Genomic DNA, 18,080 nt, shown 5'->3' on the forward strand with positions numbered 1-18,080 from the left:
TAGTCTGTTTTTCTCAACACGTATTCCTCACTCCTCTCTATATCCCGTAGAGCTTAAGTGCATACAACAGGCAGGTCTCCTGACTTAGGTTCATCGCTTCTTATCCCTTCCCATTTCAACATGAAACAGTGGTTAATAAGTTGCTCCCCATTACAGTGGCGGGACCGCGCCGGCTTTTCACCGATCTTCCCTTTTAAGCTGCGTACATTCGTTACACAGCACCTGATGCATTTTTATAAAATTGTTCATTCAAAACACCTTCACATAAAATAAAAAGCCTCTCTATCATGAATAGAGAGGCATAGTATCTATGAAATCCTCTCTTATTTTTCAAAGCTGTACGCTTTGCAGGATGTAGCACCTTTTTAACAAGAATGTTAAATGGTTGCCGGGCTTCACAGGGCCAGTCCCTCCGCCTCTCTCAATAAGAGTTTTAATTGTTTATAATATTTTGAATGTAGAGCCATCTTAACACCTTAGATTTATGCTGTCAAAAGAAATTGCAAAAAAATTAGTTTTCAGGAGGTGCTGACGCTAATTTTTGTCTTAACAATTTGTAATCGTCTTTTCGATGTGTTTCGATCAAGTCTTTTGCTCCTTGGTGATATCCTGACGAATAAATGTACTCTACTGCTGTTTCAATAAGCTTTCTTTTTTCTTCGGCACACTCCCGGTCCATTAAGGGGAACAGTCTACCTAAAAGGTCATTTAAATCTTCCTTGATAAAACGATTAAGTCCTTCTTGCATCTTTTCGTTTGCCATGATTGCTCCTCCATTTGCTGTGTATATTCTAAGCCTCTATAAACAGGCAGTTCACTGTGAATTTTAAGATAAAGTTAAGTCATTAAACAGTATATCAAGTGAATGTTTTTCTTTAATTACATATGTAATACAAATATATGACAAATATAGAGAATATATCATCATTCATTATCTATTATAACGTTTGACTGAACCTTCTGCTACAAGGTTTCGTTAAGAGTTATGCACATTTTCCCAAAAGAGGTTGAGACATAACGAAATGAATTCAATCTAAAGGCAAATGGGATACATGAGCTGAATCGCTTGTGACACCGCAGTTGATTTCCGTACAAGACTTCGCTTCCCGCAGGAGTCTTCGTCTTGTCCTCCAATCACCTGCTAGAAAGATCTATACACATGAAACCTACGTTTACCCTAACAAAAAAAACGAACCACTAATCAAACATCTTGATCAATGGTTCGTTTTTCATTTCGTCTAAAACCCTTTTGTCCCAGCCTCTTTTTTTGAACCTAGCTTTCTACTTTCTTGTTTTTACAAACAATTTCTTCGAGGTCGTCCAAAATCCTTCCAAAGAAGAGGACCTAAAATGTCGTACCTGCTTACAAAAAACTCTGTAAAATTATAATTATTTAAAATTAAAGGCGGCTCAAAATCAAGGGGAGCACCGGCGCCTCCTGACAATACAAAATCAGTGCCTCTTCCAAGCGTAAACGACCCGTTTCTGTTTTTTCTAATAAACTGCTCGTCATACGCATGCACGTGGCTGACTAACACTTTTTTTACGCGGTGTTCTTGAATTAAATCAAAAAATTCTTGACTTTGAGGAGTCGTTACAGGAAACCCTTCAAGATTTGACCACCGGCCAATATTTGGCTGCGCATGCATGGCTACAACGGTATTACGAGGAGCATCCTCTAGCTGCTGCTCTAAATAATTCAGCTCTCTATCTGTAAATCCATATATTTTATTCTTGGGACTGATGACATTATTTAGTGCGATGCACCGGAAGTTGAAGACAGGAATATCGATAACCCAGTGTACTTTTCCGATAGTGGCTCTGAAGTTTTCGAGATTGCTTTCATCAAGGTACAGTTCATCATGATTCCCTACGCATACAAACATAGGAATGTTTGGTGCGATTTTTTCAACAACCTTAACAAAGTGCTCCAAATACTCTTTTTTCCCTGTATAGACGGTGTCTCCCCCATGAATAATAAACAGCGGGTTCAATTCCACCGCCTTTTTTAATACAAGCTCAAATTCACCGCTCATCGTGAAACAATTATCGTTTGGTCCGTCACCTCTGCTGTCTCCCATAAAAACAAAGTTAAATGGATCTCTCGGATTTAATTGTTTAATTCTTTGCTTTAATATCTTTTCAGAACGTTCATGAAGCGTCAAATTCATCAACTAGTTAATCCCCCTATTAATAAATAAATTTAGTTAAAAGTAAACAAGCTTACTTATTTATATGAGAATTTGTTGATGATGGTCACTACCTTCTTGTAAGCAGAACGCACATTTAAATTAGTTTCCATAGCCTATCTCTCCTTTCATTTTGTTAAGCACTGATAGGACAACATAAAAGCTAGAATCCTACTAATCTAAAAAAAGAACCCCTTGTTGAGATAGCAAAGGGTTCTTACAATTAGAGCGTTCACCATAATCAAACGTACTTATTATGTTCAACTGGACTTAAAGACTTCCTTGCAGACCGAGCTGCCATGTCCGTTTCAATTTGCTCTAGGCTACGTCCTTTTGTTTCAACAACTACAAAACGTATGAAGAATAAACCGAGAATGCAAATGATTCCGAACGTTGAAAAGATAACGCCCAAACTAAACTGATCAGCTAAAATTGGGAACACAAGCCCTACTGCCAGCGATCCTGTCCAGTTAAAAGCAGATGAAATCCCAGCACCGATTCCGCGTACAGAAAGCGGGAAAATTTCTCCTACAATGATCCACGTAAGCGGCGCCCAAGAAAACGCATAGCAAAGGATAAAGCAGCAAAGAGCAATTAACGTAACCCAGTTCACGACGACTTCATTAACGCCTAATGCTCCTAGAATAGCCGGTGTGAAAAATGAAAGAGCCATTCCCGCACCGCCAATCGTAAGAATGGTACGGCGGTTGAATTTATCAACAAACTGCAGGAAGATAAGTGTTGTCACCACAAAAATCACCCCAACAATAACCGTAAAGCCAGCAGCTACCTGCGGGGCTAAACCAACTTGACGAGCAATGCTTGTTGCATAATAAACAATTGAGTTTGAGCCTTGAATCTGTTGAAAAGTTGCCATTCCGACACCGATAATTAAAGCTAAACGAAACTTTTTATGAAACAGCTGCTTAATGCCTGATTGTTCATGAACAGCTACGCTTTCAATTTCAGACACTTCAGCTTCCACTTCAGCTGTTGACCGGCGAAGCGTGCGCAGCACTTCACGCGCTTTATCTGGCATTCCATTTTTAATTAAGTAGCGAGGCGACTCTGGAAGCTTGATCATACCGATGCATAATACAATTGCAAAAATACCGGCGCTGCCAAGCATTAATCGCCAGCTGTTTGGAACCGGCTCAAAAATAAAGGCTACAATATAGCTTAATAATAATCCAATTACAATCATTAGCTGATTTAAACCTGAAAGCTTCCCGCGAATATTAGCAGGTGCGATTTCTGACATATAGGCAGGAACTAACGAAGAAGCCGTTCCTACTGCTGTACCTAAAAAGACGCGCGCAATCGTTAACGTAATTTCCTCTGGTGCAACCGCTGAACCGATGGAGCCTAAAAGAAAGATGATCGACGAAATTAAAATTAACTTTCTTCGTCCAAACTTATCGCCTAATAATCCGCTTAAAATGGAACCGATAATTGCTCCTCCCATTAGCGACGAAACCACAATTCCCAGCCAGAGCGGACTTAAATGAAACGCTTCACGGATATGACCTTCTGCACCAGCAATAATCCCAATATCATAACCGAATAAAATACCGGCAAATGAGCCGAAGAAGAAGATAAACTTACTTGATACTTTACTCATGATTATAGATCCCCTTTGTATTGTCTTAGTTTTGCTTCCTATCACACAAATTTAAAACGCTTTCATTTATTTCTAAAAACGGCGTTCTTTTACTAAGTTGCGCTATATTTTCACTTTCAAGGAAGCAGCGCTCCCTCGAAAGTAGTGATGCTTACTTAATAATGACGTACTCTAGATCAACAAGCTTTGCATAGCTCACGATTTGATCCGTCGTTAAATTTAATGAAAGAACCGTATGATGGCCTCCTCCGTTTTCAATCCACGCTTTAACGCCGTCTTGGAAGTTCGGCTTAATGTTCCAAAGCACGCGCGCTACCGGAAGATTTGGAGCAGGAACTTCCGGCTCAAATGCCGATACTTCGTTAATTAACAGCTTGTAATGCGTACCGAAGTCAGCCATGGAAACCACTACACCTTCTCCTTGTTTACCGTCAAACACTAAGCGGGCCGGATCTTCGCGGTTACCGATACCTAGCGGAGAAACGATTAGTTTTGGTTTGTTTACCGCTAGCGTCGGGTCTACTTCAAGCATGTGTGATTGAAGCACAGACTCACGTCCGGGAGCCAATTCATACGTATAGTCTTCCATAAAGCCCGTTGACTGATTATGGCTCATTACTTTAAGCAGGCGGTCAAGCGCCGCTGTTTTCCAGTCTCCTTCACCGGCAAAGCCGTAGCCCTGTGCCATCAAGCGCTGTACGGCTAGACCAGGGAGCTGTTTCATACCGTATAGATCTTCAAAGTTAGTGGTAAAGGCGCTGTAGCCGCCTTCATCTAGAAAACGTTTAATCGCAATTTCATAGCTTGCCTGTACTTTTACGCTAGACTCCCAGTCTTCTGCAGAATAACCGCCGTAAACAAATTCGTACGCGTCGGCATATTCAGCAAATAAATCATTGATTTCTTCTTCCGTAACGGCATTGACATATTGAACAAGGTCACCGATTCCGAAGTAGTCAACCGTCCAGCCAAATTGAATTTGTGCTTCAATTTTGTCTCCTTCCGTTACGCCGACGTTGCGCATATTGTCACCGAAACGCGCAACTTTAATGTTGAAGCTTTCGTTATAAGCAGCGGCTACGTCCATCCACTGTGCAATTTGCTGCTGTACTTCGGGGCGCTCCCAGTAGCCTACTACGATTTTATTTTGCTTGTTCAAACGCGCGTTGATAAAGCCATATTCACGATCACCGTGAGCGGACTGATTCAAGTTCATAAAATCCATATCAATCGTTTCCCAAGGAATGCTTTCGTTAAATTGTGTCGCCAAATGAAGCAGCGGTTTTTGCAGTAGTTTGGTGCCGCGAATCCACATTTTTGCAGGCGAGAACGTATGCATCCACGTGATCACACCGGCAACTTCATCTCGGTAATTCACTTCTTTCATCATGTTTGTAATCGTATCAGCACTCACAGCTAAATCTTGCAGCACAATCGGATAAGGCAAGACACCGCTTTCATTTAAAGCATCAGTCATTGTTTGCGCGTGTGCTTTTACTTCTGCTAATGCTTCTTTTCCGTAAAGATGCTGTGAACCAACAATAAACCAAAATTCTTTTTGAGCTGTTTTTAACATGATAATCCCCTTTTCTGTATGTAAGTCTTTTACTGTCCTTGCCCGTAATACGCGTTTTTTCCGTGTTTTCGTAAATAATGTTTGTCTAATATGCGCTGCGGCAGCTCTTCAGCCAGCCCGTTTAATTTTTGTGTAAAGAAGTTCATTTTGGATACTTCGTCTAATACGACGCTGTTCATCACCGCTGATTTGGCATCTTTTCCCCACGTAAACGGCCCGTGCCCTTGAAGTAAAATACCAGGAACCGCTAACACATCTAAGTCGCGCTCTTCAAATGTTTCAATGATCACCTTGCCCGTTTCCACTTCATATCCGTCATTCACTTCTTTTTCGGTCAAAAAGCGCGCGCACGGTACGGAACCATAAAAGGTATCGGCATGCGTCGTTCCCATTGGCTGCACATCAAGCCCTGCTTGAGCCCAAATCGTCGCCCACGTTGAATGCGTATGGGCAATACCGCCAATTTGCGGGTAATGTTTATAGAGTACGGCATGCGTCAGCGTATCAGATGACGGGTTAAGCTCACCTTCTACCACGCGCCCCTCTAGGTCTACGACTACCATGTCTTTGGCCGTCATTTTCTCGTACGTCACACCGCTTGGTTTAATCACAAACAAACCGCTGTCTCGATCAATGGCACTTACATTTCCCCACGTGTACTTGACCAGTCCGTGTTTTGGCAAATCGACGTTTGCTTGAAATACTTCTTCTTTTAATTGATCTAGCACAATAACTCCTCCCGTTCTTCGCTGTGGTGCTCTGCAGCTGCTTTTTCAATCACTAGCCCTTTTTTATATCTTTTAATAAATGCTTCAAATCCTTTTACATCGAGTTCGTCAGGATAAATTTCTTGTGCGGTCACTTCTTTAAAGACTTTATCATCCAAGAAATCTTCTAAACTTTCATTCTCACTTTTATTGAGCATATAAGAAGAAAGAATAGCCATTCCCCACGCGCCTCCTTCTCCTGCTGTGTCCATAACGGAAACAGGCGTGTTGATTGCCGCTGCCATCATTTTTTGACCAACTACCGGCGTTTTAAATAATCCTCCGTGCGCTAAAATGCTGTGAATCTTTACGTTTTCTTCTTTGACTAAAAGATCCATCCCTATTTTTAAAGCGCCAAAAGCTGTAAAAAGATGTGTACGCATAAAGTTTGCTAGATTAAAATTGCTTTTTGCTGAACGGACAAATAGCGGACGTCCACTTTCTACTCCGGTAATATTTTCACCTGAGAAATAGCCGTAGCTAAGCAAGCCCCCTCCATCAGGATCAGCTTCTAACGCTTTATTTAACATCACTTGAAATAATTTATCCGACTCTACTTTTTGCCCCATCGCCTCCGAAAATTCGCGAAACAATCCGAGCCAGGCGTTTAAGTCGCTTGAGCAGTTATTCGCATGAACCATGGCAACTGGACTGCCGTTTGGCGTGGTAACCAAATCAATTTCCGGATAAACGTTTAAAAGCTTTTTATCTAGTACAATCATCGCAAAAACGGACGTTCCTACTGAAACATTTCCCGTGCGTTTTCTTACGCTGTTTGTCGCCACCATTCCCGTTCCCGCATCTCCTTCTGGAGGACAAAACGGAATGCCCGGCTGCAAATTTTTTGATTGATCTAAAATGCTGGCTCCTATCGCTGTTAATGTACCTGCTTGCTCGCCTGAAGTATGAACTGCAGGCAGAATATCTGATAGTTGCCATGGATATCCTTTGTCAGAAATAAGCTCATTAAACTGCTTCATCATACCTTCACTGTAATTTTGCGTACGTTCATCAATTGGGAACATCCCTGAAGCGTCTCCAATGCCAAGCGCCTTACTGCCTGTCAGCAGCCAGTGAATATAGCCGGCTAGCGTTGTCATGTAATCAATGCGCGGCAGATGTTTTTCTTGATTGATGATTGCCTGATACAGATGCGCAATGCTCCATCGTTCAGGAATATTAAATTGGAAATGTTCAGTTAATTCTTTTGCTGCTGCGCTTGTTGTTGCATTACGCCACGTTCGAAACGGAACTAGCAGCTCACCCGTTTTATCAAACGCCATATATCCGTGCATCATAGCTGAAACGCCGATGGAGCCAACTGTTCGAATGGTGATCCCGTAGCTTCGTTCCACTTCTTGCTTCATTTCACGGTAAGCACTTTGCAGACCTGTAATAATATCGAGTAAGTTGTACGTCCAAAAACCGTCTTCTAAGAGATTTTTCCATTCATAACTGCCTGATGCGATCGTTTCAAAGTTTTCATCGATCAGCACCGCTTTAATACGAGTAGATCCAAGTTCAATTCCAAGGGACGTTTTCCCTTTAGCAATTGCTTGTTTTGTGCTTTCTTGAGTTGTTTTCACGTTTAATCTCCTTTCTGATAGCTATAACAATACCTATAGCAGTAAGGAAGCGCTTTCCGTTTTATGTAACACTGTTTGAATTCGTTAACAACTTAAGTATATTTATTTGTACGTACATTTGTCAATATAAAAATTATATATGCACACAAATACTTAAAACACCCTACTATTCCTTTCTTAAACTTTTAAAAAATCGGTATTCAACCCTTAAATCATTTTCCTTTCGATTAAAAATCAAGGAAATCTTTTCATTTATTCACGTTCATGATAAAATATGTCCATACAAATTTTATACATAAAAAAAGTTGAATGTATACAACTACGAAAGAAGTGAAAACATGAAGCCAAAATATCAGGTGATTATTGAGGATATAAAAAGCAAAATTCTTTCAGGCGATTACAGCATGGGCGAACAAATCCCGACTGAATCGGTCATGCAAGAAACGTATGGTGTCAGCAGACATACGGTTCGAAAAGCCATTTTAGAGCTGTCGAATGAAGGATTTTTAAGAAGCGAAAAAGGATCTGGCACCTATGTAAGCAATCAGTATCAATCCAAATCTAGCGGAGCTTCTGCCAACAAAACAATCGGTGTAATTACCACGTATATTTCCGACTATATTTTCCCTTCTATTATTCGCGGAATTGAAAGCAGATTAAATAAAGATAATTATTCGCTGCTGCTGGCAAGCACGAATAACGATGTGGAACAAGAAAAAAAAGCGCTGGAAATGATGCTTTCCTACGGAGTAGACGGTCTAATTGTTGAGCCTACAAAAAGTAATTTGTACAATCCAAACATCTCTTATTATTTATCATTCAAAGAACAAGACGTTCCGTTTACGATGATTAACGCCTACTACGAAGAATTGGACGTTCCGTTTTTTTGTCTAGACGACGTTCAGTCAAGCTACCTTGCCACAAACGAATTAATTTCAAAAGGACATACTCAAATCGGGCTCATCGCAAAAATGGATGACCTGCAGGGAAAGTACCGAATGAAAGGCTACATAAAAGCGCTCGGTGATGCAAAACTCCGCTTTCAGCCTGAGCATATTCTGTCTTTTAACACCGAAACAAAGCTTGATTTGTACGCTAATTTAAAAGAGTTTCTCACTGAAAACAAAGACGAAATGACGGCTCTTGTCTGCTATAACGATGAAGTCGGATTAGAAGTTGTAAATGTATGCAGACAGCTTGGTATGTCCATTCCGGACAAGTTGTCAATTATTGGTCAAGACAATTCGTACATCGCTAAAAATGCGACGATTAATTTAACAACGCTAACACACCCGCAAGAACAAATGGGACACGACGCGGCAGATTGGATCATTAAAAAGCTGCAGGGCAAAAAAGATTTGCCAAACGAAACCTACTATCAGCCGGTGTTAGTTGAAGGTGAAACGATTAAAGAGTTAAATGCGAAGCGTGATGAAGTTCGTTAAAAGAAGGCTCCCTTAGAGGTCTATAAAACTTCTTATGAGAGAAAGGGATGCACATTATTATGCATCCCTTTCTTTATGTACTAATTCCCTTTATAACGGAGCCTGAATGTTGAGATATACTCCTTTTTCGATCTTTTGTTTTGCTTGTTCTATTAGTCTTTTAGCAATAAGTGATAGCTGAGATACAGAATTCGCCCCATTTGAACTAATAACAAGAGGGTCAACCCAGCGCATTTTTGTCGTTTGGTGAACATCATAACAAGAAGCAGTGCCTTTTTGTACTTTGCTGTTAAAAAGAGCAGATAACATCCCTTCAACGCTGCTATCTCCAGCGTTTTTCAGCAGCCAAACCACATCGTCATCCTGCTTTAAAAAATCTTCGATAGATAAAATATCTTTTTGCAAAGCGAGCTTGATAGTTTCCGTCAGCTGATGATTTCCAAACATATTAAGCGGATTCATAAAAAAGCCAATCACTTCTTTGTAGTAAGCATCCACAAACCACTCTGCCGCTGATAAATTACTGCACGCCATTTGTCCATTAAATACGACAAGCTGATCCAAAAACGCATGCACTTCTTGTAAAGTAATCTCCCCGCATACGTACAAATCCCGCAGCGTATAATCCACGCGGTCAGCGCATAAGTGCGGAGCTTGCTGTTCGAGCAGCGTCCACTGGCTTTCATCGAGTAAGATCTCTCGCCAGTTTAAACCGGCGCTTTTTAAAATAGAAGGAATAGACGACTGAGTCACAATTTGTTCGTAAATCATTTCATGATAATTTTCTTCTTTTTGTCCCAAAACATAGTCAATCACATGAGAAAATGCCGTATGTGAAACGTCATGTAATAAAGCCGCTATTTGCTCTTCCAAAGAGCCTCCGAGTCTATTTACAAGCATCATCGCACCAATGGAATGATCATATCGAGTAGTATTCCAGTTTTCATTTACAAACCGGCTCGCTCCGCCTTGGTAAATTCCTTTTAAACGCTGTACAGGATCACTTTGAATGAGTTCTAAAAGAACGCCGTCTGCTTCAAATTTCCCGTACAGCTCATCATAAAGTATGAGCATATTTCTCTCTCCTTTTACTAACTATTTTGGACTTATTTTAATCTAACTTGAGACATCGCAGGGTTCCATTTGCCTGTAACTAAAAACGACCTCGTCTTACCAGAGGTCGTTTTTTATTATTCACTTGACGCTTTAATTCGATCAAAATACTGCTTTGCAGGAAGCAAACCAAGATTTTTTTCTTTCCGTATATATTTAATAACATCAACGTCTCTTCTGCCATTTCGAATCAAAAGATTGACTTTATTTTCAAAAGTCTCGTCTTTCTCTATTTCTAGCTGCTTCCACTCTTCATCTAAATCACGTTTAGGTGTTTTGAGCAGGAATATCACTAGTATAACAAGAACGCTACTTGTGGTGATATAAAGCCAAAGCCAATCGAGAAACCAGCTGTTAATCACATTCACTATGATGAGAATGGTGAAACAAGAGTATAGCCTTGTTTGATACTTATTAGCTTTTTTTGAATCTATTTTATTAAAAAATATCCCCACCGTCAGCCTCCTTTTAGCATTTCATTGGCGCTTTTTTCTATTAATCTCTTTTTGTGCATGAAGCAAATCTATATCATACAAATTACCATTTAACCTAACAAATAGCAATCAAGTTCACCCTATCATACTCTTTATCTCATTGAATACTCATAAAAAATACAGGGCTCTTTTCAAAGCCCTGCACTTTTATTTCATATTTAAATAAGGTTAAACGCTTTTACCACTTGAGCAACCGTAAACGTAACGCCAATCGCAATCACTGTTGGAATCGCAAAAGCAAGAAACGTCCATTTTGCATTTTTGGTTTCTTTATAAATATTCACAAGCGTCGTTCCGCACGGAAAATGCAGAAGCGAAAACAACATCATGTTAAGAGCCGTTAGCCACGTCCAGTGGTGATCAAGGAAAATTTGTTTCAGTCGAGTCGCATCTTCAATTTCAATTAATGAACCCGTTGATAAATACGCCATTAATAGAACAGGTACCACAATTTCATTAGCCGGCAAGCCAATGATAAAAGCAGCTAATATATAACCGTCTAGTCCTAGCGATTTAGCAAACGGATCAAGAAACTGAACAAAATGCATTAAAATACTCGTATCACCGATATAGATGTTGGCCAGTACCCACGTTAACACCGCTGCGGGTGCTGCAACAATAATCGCGCGTTTTAACACGAACAGCGATTTATCGAGCGTCGCGCGCACAATTGTATCAACAAATTTCGGCTTGCGGTAAGGCGGAAGCTCTAGCGTATAGTGAGTTGGAACTCCGCGCAGTGCCGTTTTAGACAGTGCCCACGATACAAACAGCGTCACCACAATTCCAAATAACACTGTTCCGACTACAACAAGCGCCGTTACGAAAGTTTTAGCACTCCCTGTAAAGCCGGTCGCCATAAATAAAGAAGCTAATAAAATCAGCGTAGGCCATCTGCCGTTACATGGAACAAAATTATTTGTTAAAATCGCCATCATACGTTCACGAGGCGATTCAATAATACGAGTCGACATAATCGCCGCGGCGTTACATCCAAATCCCATCGCCATCGTTAGTGACTGCTTTCCGTGTGCACCTGCTCGTTTGAACAAACGATCCATATTAAATGCGACGCGAGGCAAGTAGCCGTAGTTTTCTAAAAGGGCAAATACCGGGAAAAAGATGGCCATTGGAGGCAGCATGACACTAATGACCCATCCTGTACCTCGAAACAGCCCTAGTACAAGAATTCCGTGCAGCCATTCCGGCGCATGCATCGCTTGAAAGAAAGCTGTTAAGTACCCTTCCGCCCAGCCAAAACCTTGTGCGATTAATCCAGAAGGAACATTTGCGCCGGCTATGGTGATATAAAAAATTACTGATAAAATACCAAGCATAATTGGAAATCCCCAAATTGGCGAGGTAAAGACTTTATCTAGCTTTTCTGTGCGCTGAAGCTTTGAGCGGTCTTCGTACACAACTGATTTTTTACATATTTGCTGTGACGACTGATAAATGCTTGCCACCATATTTGAACGATGATCTTTTTCTTTTGCCTGCTGGGCATAGCGCGTTAATTGTTCCATTGCTAATGAGTTTTCAGGAATTAACGGATTTCCCATATGCGCTGTTCCTCCTTTCTGTGTGACTGATGTCTTGCTGCTGACGCAGCTGAATCGTTTCTAAAAATGACGTATCTCCATCAAGAACCCGTAAAGCAATCCAGCGCAAAGGAAATTGATTTCCAACAATAGAAGCGACTTGAGGTTCTAGCTCCTTTAGTGACGCTTCAATTTCTTTTGTGTACTGTACCTGGTAAGGGTTAAGTTTTACCTGCCCTCGCACGACTCCTTCAATTGCATCGAGCAAATTTATAATTCCTTTTCTATTACGTGCTGATATAGGCACAACCGGTACGCCTAACGATTCAGCGAGCTTTTTTTCGTTAATCACAATTCCTTTTTTCTTTGCTTCATCCATTAAGTTCACGCAAATCACGACGTTTTCAGTCATTTCCATCACTTGCAGCGCTAAATTAAGATTTCGCTCCATCGCCGTTGCATCGACCACCACAACCGTAACGTCAGGTCTTTCAAATAAAATATAGTCACGCGCTACTTCTTCATCTGCCGAATTTGAATACAGTGAATACGTTCCAGGCAAATCGACAATTGTGTAGAGCTGCTGGTGGTGTTCAAACGTCCCTTCTGCTTTGGCTACCGTTTTTCCCGTCCAGTTTCCCGTGTGTTGCTTAAGACCGGTCAAGCTATTAAATAACGTACTTTTTCCTGTGTTCGGATTTCCTGCTAGTGCAATACGATACTTACTCATCGTCATCACCTACTTTTTTTACATAAATTTTTGAGCTCTCTTCTTTTCTGAGACCAATCGTTGTATGACTGACTTGATAAGCAACAGGATCTCCTAACGGGCTTTTTTGAAGCACTTTGATAATTGCTCCTGGAATAAATCCTAAATCTAACAAGCGTCGCTTTAAGGCACCTTCGATTTCGATTCGCTCTAGCTGTACCGTTTCACCTGTCGTAAATGTAGACAATGGATAATTATTTACACTAGCCATCTATTTTTCGTCCCTTCTCATTTTTTACCTAAGGTTATTTTTTTTCATTAGACCAACTTTTAAGGTAAAAAAAATATGCTCGTTGATTTTTAATAGGGTATTCTGCTGGTGCAGAAAAATGAACATGTCAGCATAATTTATTTAAAATTTTCAGTTTTTACTTGTTATGATACCAAAAGTTTACCACAGGAAACTTTTTTAGTCTAGGGTAAAATACTGTGTTTTTTCTTATTTCTACTGAAGGCATAAAGTGCGCTGGTCTATTTTATTTAATCATTTAATAAGAGGAATCAAGTCGAAAAATAATTTAGTAAAAACGAATTGATAAAAATAAAAAACTGTAAAAATATGCTATACTAGTGAATGGGTTTTTTTGAAAATAAAGTATTGATTAGCTTTAAAACCTCAAAAAATCACTTTAGGAGGCTTTTATGAAAAGGTTCAAAAGAGTTAGCGCAGTTGTTTTAGGTTTGGCTTTGTTATTCACGCCGCTTGCTCCGCAAACAGTTGCAGAAGCAAAAGTCGTGTGGGGGAATCAGGAGCTGGTTAAAGGGCAAATAGGACGCGTTACCGTTTTAAAGAACACTAATCTTTACAACATTAAAAACAACAAGTTAGTAGCGGCTAGAAAAGTGACAAAAGGGCAAGTATTCCGTGTGTATTCTGAGTCCAGCAAATTTGGTGGTCTGTATGGGGTATCAAAGGGCACCTATGCTCAAAAGTCATCAAGTATTAAGTATGAAAAAGCGCCTAGTGACAAAATTCAAGCACTAGGAGTAACGGTTACAAAGAAATCTTTAGCAAGCAACATTAGCTATCCGCAGGTATCTGGCCTTATCAATAAACCATTTGAAGCTAGCTATAATCGAAAATTTTTAAATATTGCAAAAGAAGCACAAAAAGAACACAACGAGCTAAAAGAACAAGAAAAGGAAGACCGCAAAAACGGCTGGGCACCAGGTCCTTATTCTCGTAATATGACATACTCTGTACCTTACAACCAAGATAATATTTTAAGTGTTGCTATTACGAATGATGCGTACGCTGGCGGCGCTCACGGCAACACTTGGATTGATACTTATAATTACGATTTGTTGAAAGCTCGACAAATTAGCTTAAAAGATATTATTAACAACAACACTAAGTTGAATAAAGTTAATAACTATATTCGTAATGAAATGATTGCTCGCAATAAAAAAGGTGCTCAGTTCTGGGTTAATGAATTTAAGTCTGTAAACTTAAAAGAAGATCAGTTTTACTACACAAGTAGCGGCATTGCCATTATATTTGGTGAGTATGAGTACGGCCCGTATTCTAACGGCATTCATACGTTTAAAATTCCGTCCAGCGTTTATAAATAAGATAATCGTATAAAACAAAAAAGAAGCTTACGAACCATCAGTTCACAAGCTTCTTTTTCTTTTTTTCTGCAGAATAAGCGGAGCAAAAAAGAAAGCTTATTCCTAATCTCCTTCCCTTTTACCATCATTTTTTTGGATGTTGCAGAAAATCAAATTATACAGCCATACATCAAATACTTACTCTATTTTCAGAGAAAGAAAGCTTACATTGTGAGGAGGAAACGAAATGATTAAAAAATTAGACCATTTTGTACTAACGGTAAAAGACGTTGAAAAAACCATTCACTTTTATACGGTTATCTTAGGTATGCAGAAAGAAACGTTCGGAGAAGGAAGAGTAGCGCTTCGTTTTGGTGAACAAAAAATAAACTTACATCAAGCAGGCCATGAATTTGAGCCTAAAGCAAAGCATCCTCTTCCCGGCTCTGCTGATTTATGTTTTATTACAGAAGAAAAAATCGAAAGCATAATCAATCATTTAGAAAAACATAATGCAGAAATTGAAGAAGGACCGGTCAAACGTACAGGTGCTGTAGGCCCTATTGTTTCTGTTTATATTAGAGATCCTGATTACAATTTGATTGAGCTATCGAACTACTTAGATTAAAGCCATCTTACTAAAAAAGAGAATGCACGAGGCATTCTCTTTTACATGGCTATATAAGCCTCTTCTTCAGCTATAAACTTTACTCTTTAGACTTGCCTACCTCTACTTTTTTCGTAAACATTTTCATGTCACCGTCCACCGTCACGTGAGCGGTAATCATATATTCGCCTTCTTCTTTAAACGTATAGTCCGTGCTGTATACACCTTTTCCTTCGTGCGGCGCTTTTGTCATTTCTTGATTGATATAGCCTTCTTTTTCAACTTGAAACTGCACGTCATCGGCGTTTTCCACTTTTTTATCTCCTTGCGTCACAAGGACTTTAAGCTTGACTTGTTCATTTGCTTGAATTGATTCCGGTACTTCAATCGTTCCTTTTACTTCTTTTGAACTTGAATCATTTCCTTTTGAACAGCCTACTATAGCTATCATTAAAACAAATAATACGATGCTGAGTTTTTTCATTATGTTGTTCTCCTTTATTATGTAAATGTGAAGTCTTCCTGCAATTTCATATTATACTCATTTATCCGGTAAAAAGAGAAAAAATGCTTATTGTCCACATAAAGTTCTTATTTCTACAGTAGCTTTTGCATCTTTTCATTTCTCTACTCGCTCTTCGCTTTATAAAAAAAACTGAAGAAGCTCATTGCCTTCTCCAGCTTTGCCTTTATCTCTGCGGTTCTTCTAACGTGTACGATGAGAGGGCGTTTTCTACCCATCGTACAAAATCCTTGCTTGCTCCCCAATCAATATTTAATATCCCTGCTGCGCTTCCTGAAGGAATACACTTTACTTTGTTTGGACCGGACACATTTTCTAAAATAATCGTTAGTGATCCTCTGCCGCCGGTGCGGAAAAAATAGCGTTCAAACACAAGCGTACACATCTGCTTGCCGTCTCCGAGATCATAATATTCCTTGTATAATAAGTCACTTTCGGAATTATTTGCATTCACAAGCTTTTTTGCTCCATCAAAAGGAAGCAGCATCGTTTTAAACTCAATTACTTTTTGCATCACTCAAGCCCCTTTCTATCGCAACAGATATGTACTACTTCTCTTTTTCCCACTAAAAAACCTGCCGCTTCTCTTTATGTACAATCAATATGGTACAATAGAAGAAAAAGAATTGTTTGAACGGAAAAAGGAGCATACAACCTCTATGAATACACGAGATCAACTTATCCAAAATGTGGTTTCCACGATGCGAAACCAAACGAAAAAAATGCAGCTATCGGTTATCCCCACTTTAAAATCATATATTCCTTTAAATGAATTTTTAGCGCTTCGCCTGCTGTATAAAGAAGGCAATCATATCGTTTCTGAGATTGCAGAGCATATGCACATCTCAAACAGCAGCATGACGTGCGTCAGCGACCGCCTCATGGAAAGAGAATTTGTCACGCGCGTACGCAGTCAAAAAGACCGCCGCGTTGTCTACTTATCCATTACGGATAAAGGAAAAGCGTTTGCAGAAGAAATGGAAAAAGTACTCACCAAAGAATATGGTGAAAAGCTTAGCCATTTTACGGATGAAGAATTACAGACGTTTCTTCGCTTGTTAAATAAAATGGATATCTAATAAAAAACCAGATGCACGCTAAGCAGGCATCTGGTTTTTATTTTGTTATTTGTTATTTACCTTCAAATTAAAGGCGTCTGAAGTTAAATCTTTTGACCAGTCTTTTTCATGATCACTTACATATGGAATAAATCTAAGCATAATAACGTCTTTATCATTTCGGTACTCTCCGTCCATCTCTAGCACCTTGTCTGTTCCTCCTCCACTGCCGCTTTCAGAAAGGTTTCTTCCATTTTGGTCTTTTATGTCTACACCGACATCCGTTCCGCCTCGGATGCTTCCGGTTGACGATGTAAACGTATAGTGCAGCTTAATCGAAACAGGCGATACGCGAACTTCTTTGATGGACAATACGCCTTTTATTCCTTTTTCATTAATTGGAATTTCTTTATTCAACGGATACACTTTTGTATCAGCGATGATTCTTGAGCCGTTTACCCTTGTATGAACCGTCCAATTTCCTTTAATCTCCCCGTAAGAATCCCGGTAGTTCCCGCTTTTCGTCTGAGCAGGATTCTTTTCAAATTCTAGACTTGTGAACTGCGCGCTAATTTGATAATTTTTATTTGGATCAATATGATCTAGCACATTGTAGCCTTCCACATCGATTTTTCCGTCTCCGTCCGTATCCGCTTGCGTTAGTTTTAAAGCGTACAGATAGTTCCAGCTTCCGTCTTTGTTTTTGATTGGTTCCTCTCTGATACTGGAAGCGGAATCAAAAAACGACATGTTGCCAATTTTCACGCGCAGCCCTCCCGGTCGAATTGATGCGTCTCGGTTAAGCCCTAGTGCAGTTCTTCTAAATTCATCTGCGCTGATCGTTAATCCAAGCAGCACCTGTCCGTCATCCAGCATCAGTTCATTTACTTTTACTTGAATGCCTTGGTCAGTCGCCGTTTCATTTATCATTTTTTTATAGCTGCTCAAGCTGCCTTCAGGCTTGTTCATAAGCAGCTCGATTTGCTGGCCAATTTGCTGACTGATTCGCACAGCCGATGCCCATACCGTTTCGTTTTGCATCATTACAGGCGTCACAGCAAGCAGCAGCACCGCAGCGGCGATCAGCGGACGCGCTTTTTTTCGAGTCGGCTTTATGTCACGCTTTAAACGTTTTTTCATACGCTTTTTCTCGCTTGCCGTTAGCTCAATTTCTTCATATTCATCAAAATCTACAGAAGATCCGTTTAATAAGTCATATTGATTTTTCATCTTTGTCCCT

The 18,080-nt window shown here is 39.9% G+C and carries 18 protein-coding genes and 2 riboswitches; of the genes, 4 read left to right on the top strand and 14 right to left on the bottom strand.

Annotation, left to right across the window (positions count from 1 at the left end):
• Window positions 1–51: 51 nt before the first annotated feature.
• A riboswitch (cobalamin riboswitch) is annotated at window positions 52–241 on the bottom strand.
• A gap of 79 nt (window positions 242–320) precedes the next feature.
• Window positions 321–431: riboswitch (SAM riboswitch) on the bottom strand.
• 80 nt (window positions 432–511) lie between these two features.
• The 6 genes from OK414_RS18705 to OK414_RS18730 all read right to left on the bottom strand — a co-directional run bounded on the left by OK414_RS18705 (window position 512) and on the right by OK414_RS18730 (window position 7,739).
• Window positions 512–763, bottom strand: a complete 252-nt coding sequence (locus OK414_RS18705) for a hypothetical protein (protein WP_034650120.1) — start codon at window positions 761–763, stop codon at window positions 512–514.
• Window positions 764–1,295: 532 nt separating this feature from the next.
• Window positions 1,296–2,171 (bottom strand): metallophosphoesterase family protein, encoded by an 876-nt coding sequence (locus OK414_RS18710; RefSeq protein WP_230586603.1) that lies wholly within the window; start codon window positions 2,169–2,171, stop codon window positions 1,296–1,298.
• 259 nt (window positions 2,172–2,430) lie between these two features.
• Window positions 2,431–3,810 carry a sugar porter family MFS transporter gene (locus OK414_RS18715; protein ID WP_263045340.1) on the bottom strand — a complete coding sequence of 460 codons (1,380 nt, stop codon included), beginning with the start codon at window positions 3,808–3,810 and terminating at the stop codon, window positions 2,431–2,433.
• Between the two features lie 151 nt (window positions 3,811–3,961).
• Complete coding sequence (gene araA, locus OK414_RS18720; protein WP_034650118.1) at window positions 3,962–5,386, bottom strand: L-arabinose isomerase; 1,425 nt, start codon at window positions 5,384–5,386, stop codon at window positions 3,962–3,964.
• A 29-nt stretch (window positions 5,387–5,415) separates the two neighbouring features.
• Window positions 5,416–6,114 carry an L-ribulose-5-phosphate 4-epimerase gene (locus OK414_RS18725; RefSeq protein WP_263045341.1) on the bottom strand — a complete coding sequence of 233 codons (699 nt, stop codon included), beginning with the start codon at window positions 6,112–6,114 and terminating at the stop codon, window positions 5,416–5,418.
• Window positions 6,108–7,739 carry a xylulokinase gene (locus OK414_RS18730; protein ID WP_263045342.1) on the bottom strand — a complete coding sequence of 544 codons (1,632 nt, stop codon included), beginning with the start codon at window positions 7,737–7,739 and terminating at the stop codon, window positions 6,108–6,110. The genes OK414_RS18725 and OK414_RS18730 overlap by 7 nt, the downstream gene beginning before the upstream one ends.
• A 338-nt stretch (window positions 7,740–8,077) precedes the next feature.
• On the opposite strand from OK414_RS18730, the gene OK414_RS18735 reads away from it, so the two are divergent.
• Window positions 8,078–9,184 carry a GntR family transcriptional regulator gene (locus OK414_RS18735; protein WP_034650115.1) on the top strand — a complete coding sequence of 369 codons (1,107 nt, stop codon included), beginning with the start codon at window positions 8,078–8,080 and terminating at the stop codon, window positions 9,182–9,184.
• Between the two features lie 90 nt (window positions 9,185–9,274).
• Here OK414_RS18735 and OK414_RS18740 read toward each other — a convergent pair whose 3' ends face one another.
• The 5 genes from OK414_RS18740 to OK414_RS18760 all read right to left on the bottom strand — a co-directional run bounded on the left by OK414_RS18740 (window position 9,275) and on the right by OK414_RS18760 (window position 13,312).
• Window positions 9,275–10,258, bottom strand: a complete 984-nt coding sequence (locus OK414_RS18740; RefSeq protein WP_034650114.1) for an HD domain-containing protein — start codon at window positions 10,256–10,258, stop codon at window positions 9,275–9,277.
• Window positions 10,259–10,374: 116 nt separating this feature from the next.
• Window positions 10,375–10,752: a hypothetical protein gene (locus OK414_RS18745; protein ID WP_013084238.1), complete on the bottom strand. Its 378-nt coding sequence runs from the start codon at window positions 10,750–10,752 to the stop codon at window positions 10,375–10,377.
• Window positions 10,753–10,949: 197 nt separating this feature from the next.
• A complete protein-coding gene (locus OK414_RS18750) occupies window positions 10,950–12,317 on the bottom strand; it encodes a nucleoside recognition domain-containing protein (RefSeq protein WP_053487989.1) in 1,368 nt (455 codons plus the stop codon).
• Between the two features lie 13 nt (window positions 12,318–12,330).
• Entirely contained in the window at window positions 12,331–13,062 is a 732-nt protein-coding gene (locus OK414_RS18755; RefSeq protein WP_034650113.1) for a FeoB small GTPase domain-containing protein, read from the bottom strand.
• Window positions 13,055–13,312 (bottom strand): FeoA family protein, encoded by a 258-nt coding sequence (locus OK414_RS18760; RefSeq protein ID WP_013084241.1) that lies wholly within the window; start codon window positions 13,310–13,312, stop codon window positions 13,055–13,057. Before OK414_RS18760 ends, OK414_RS18755 begins: the two co-directional genes overlap by 8 nt.
• 431 nt (window positions 13,313–13,743) lie before the next feature.
• On the opposite strand from OK414_RS18760, the gene OK414_RS18765 reads away from it, so the two are divergent.
• Entirely contained in the window at window positions 13,744–14,673 is a 930-nt protein-coding gene (locus OK414_RS18765) for a DUF3298 and DUF4163 domain-containing protein (RefSeq protein WP_095378999.1), read from the top strand.
• 226 nt (window positions 14,674–14,899) lie between these two features.
• Complete coding sequence (locus tag OK414_RS18770) at window positions 14,900–15,280, top strand: VOC family protein (RefSeq protein ID WP_263045343.1); 381 nt, start codon at window positions 14,900–14,902, stop codon at window positions 15,278–15,280.
• Window positions 15,281–15,359: 79 nt separating this feature from the next.
• Here OK414_RS18770 and OK414_RS18775 read toward each other — a convergent pair whose 3' ends face one another.
• Window positions 15,360–15,743, bottom strand: a complete 384-nt coding sequence (locus OK414_RS18775; protein WP_034650105.1) for a FixH family protein — start codon at window positions 15,741–15,743, stop codon at window positions 15,360–15,362.
• A gap of 205 nt (window positions 15,744–15,948) precedes the next feature.
• On the bottom strand, window positions 15,949–16,296 hold the full coding sequence (locus OK414_RS18780) for a DUF6054 family protein (RefSeq protein WP_263045344.1): 348 nt from the start codon (window positions 16,294–16,296) through the stop codon (window positions 15,949–15,951).
• A gap of 145 nt (window positions 16,297–16,441) precedes the next feature.
• Here OK414_RS18780 and OK414_RS18785 point away from each other — a divergent pair, with 145 nt between their 5' ends.
• On the top strand, window positions 16,442–16,861 hold the full coding sequence (locus OK414_RS18785; protein ID WP_016765035.1) for a MarR family winged helix-turn-helix transcriptional regulator: 420 nt from the start codon (window positions 16,442–16,444) through the stop codon (window positions 16,859–16,861).
• Between the two features lie 45 nt (window positions 16,862–16,906).
• On the opposite strand, the gene OK414_RS18790 is transcribed toward OK414_RS18785, so the two are convergent.
• The gene (locus OK414_RS18790) at window positions 16,907–18,070 is read right to left on the bottom strand and encodes a DUF4179 domain-containing protein (protein WP_263045345.1); all 1,164 of its coding nucleotides are present in this window, start codon (window positions 18,068–18,070) and stop codon (window positions 16,907–16,909) included.
• Between the last annotated feature and the right edge of the window lie 10 nt (window positions 18,071–18,080).

The sequence above is a fragment of the Priestia sp. JV24 genome, assembly GCF_025910025.1.
Taxonomy (GTDB): domain Bacteria; phylum Bacillota; class Bacilli; order Bacillales; family Bacillaceae_H; genus Priestia; species Priestia megaterium.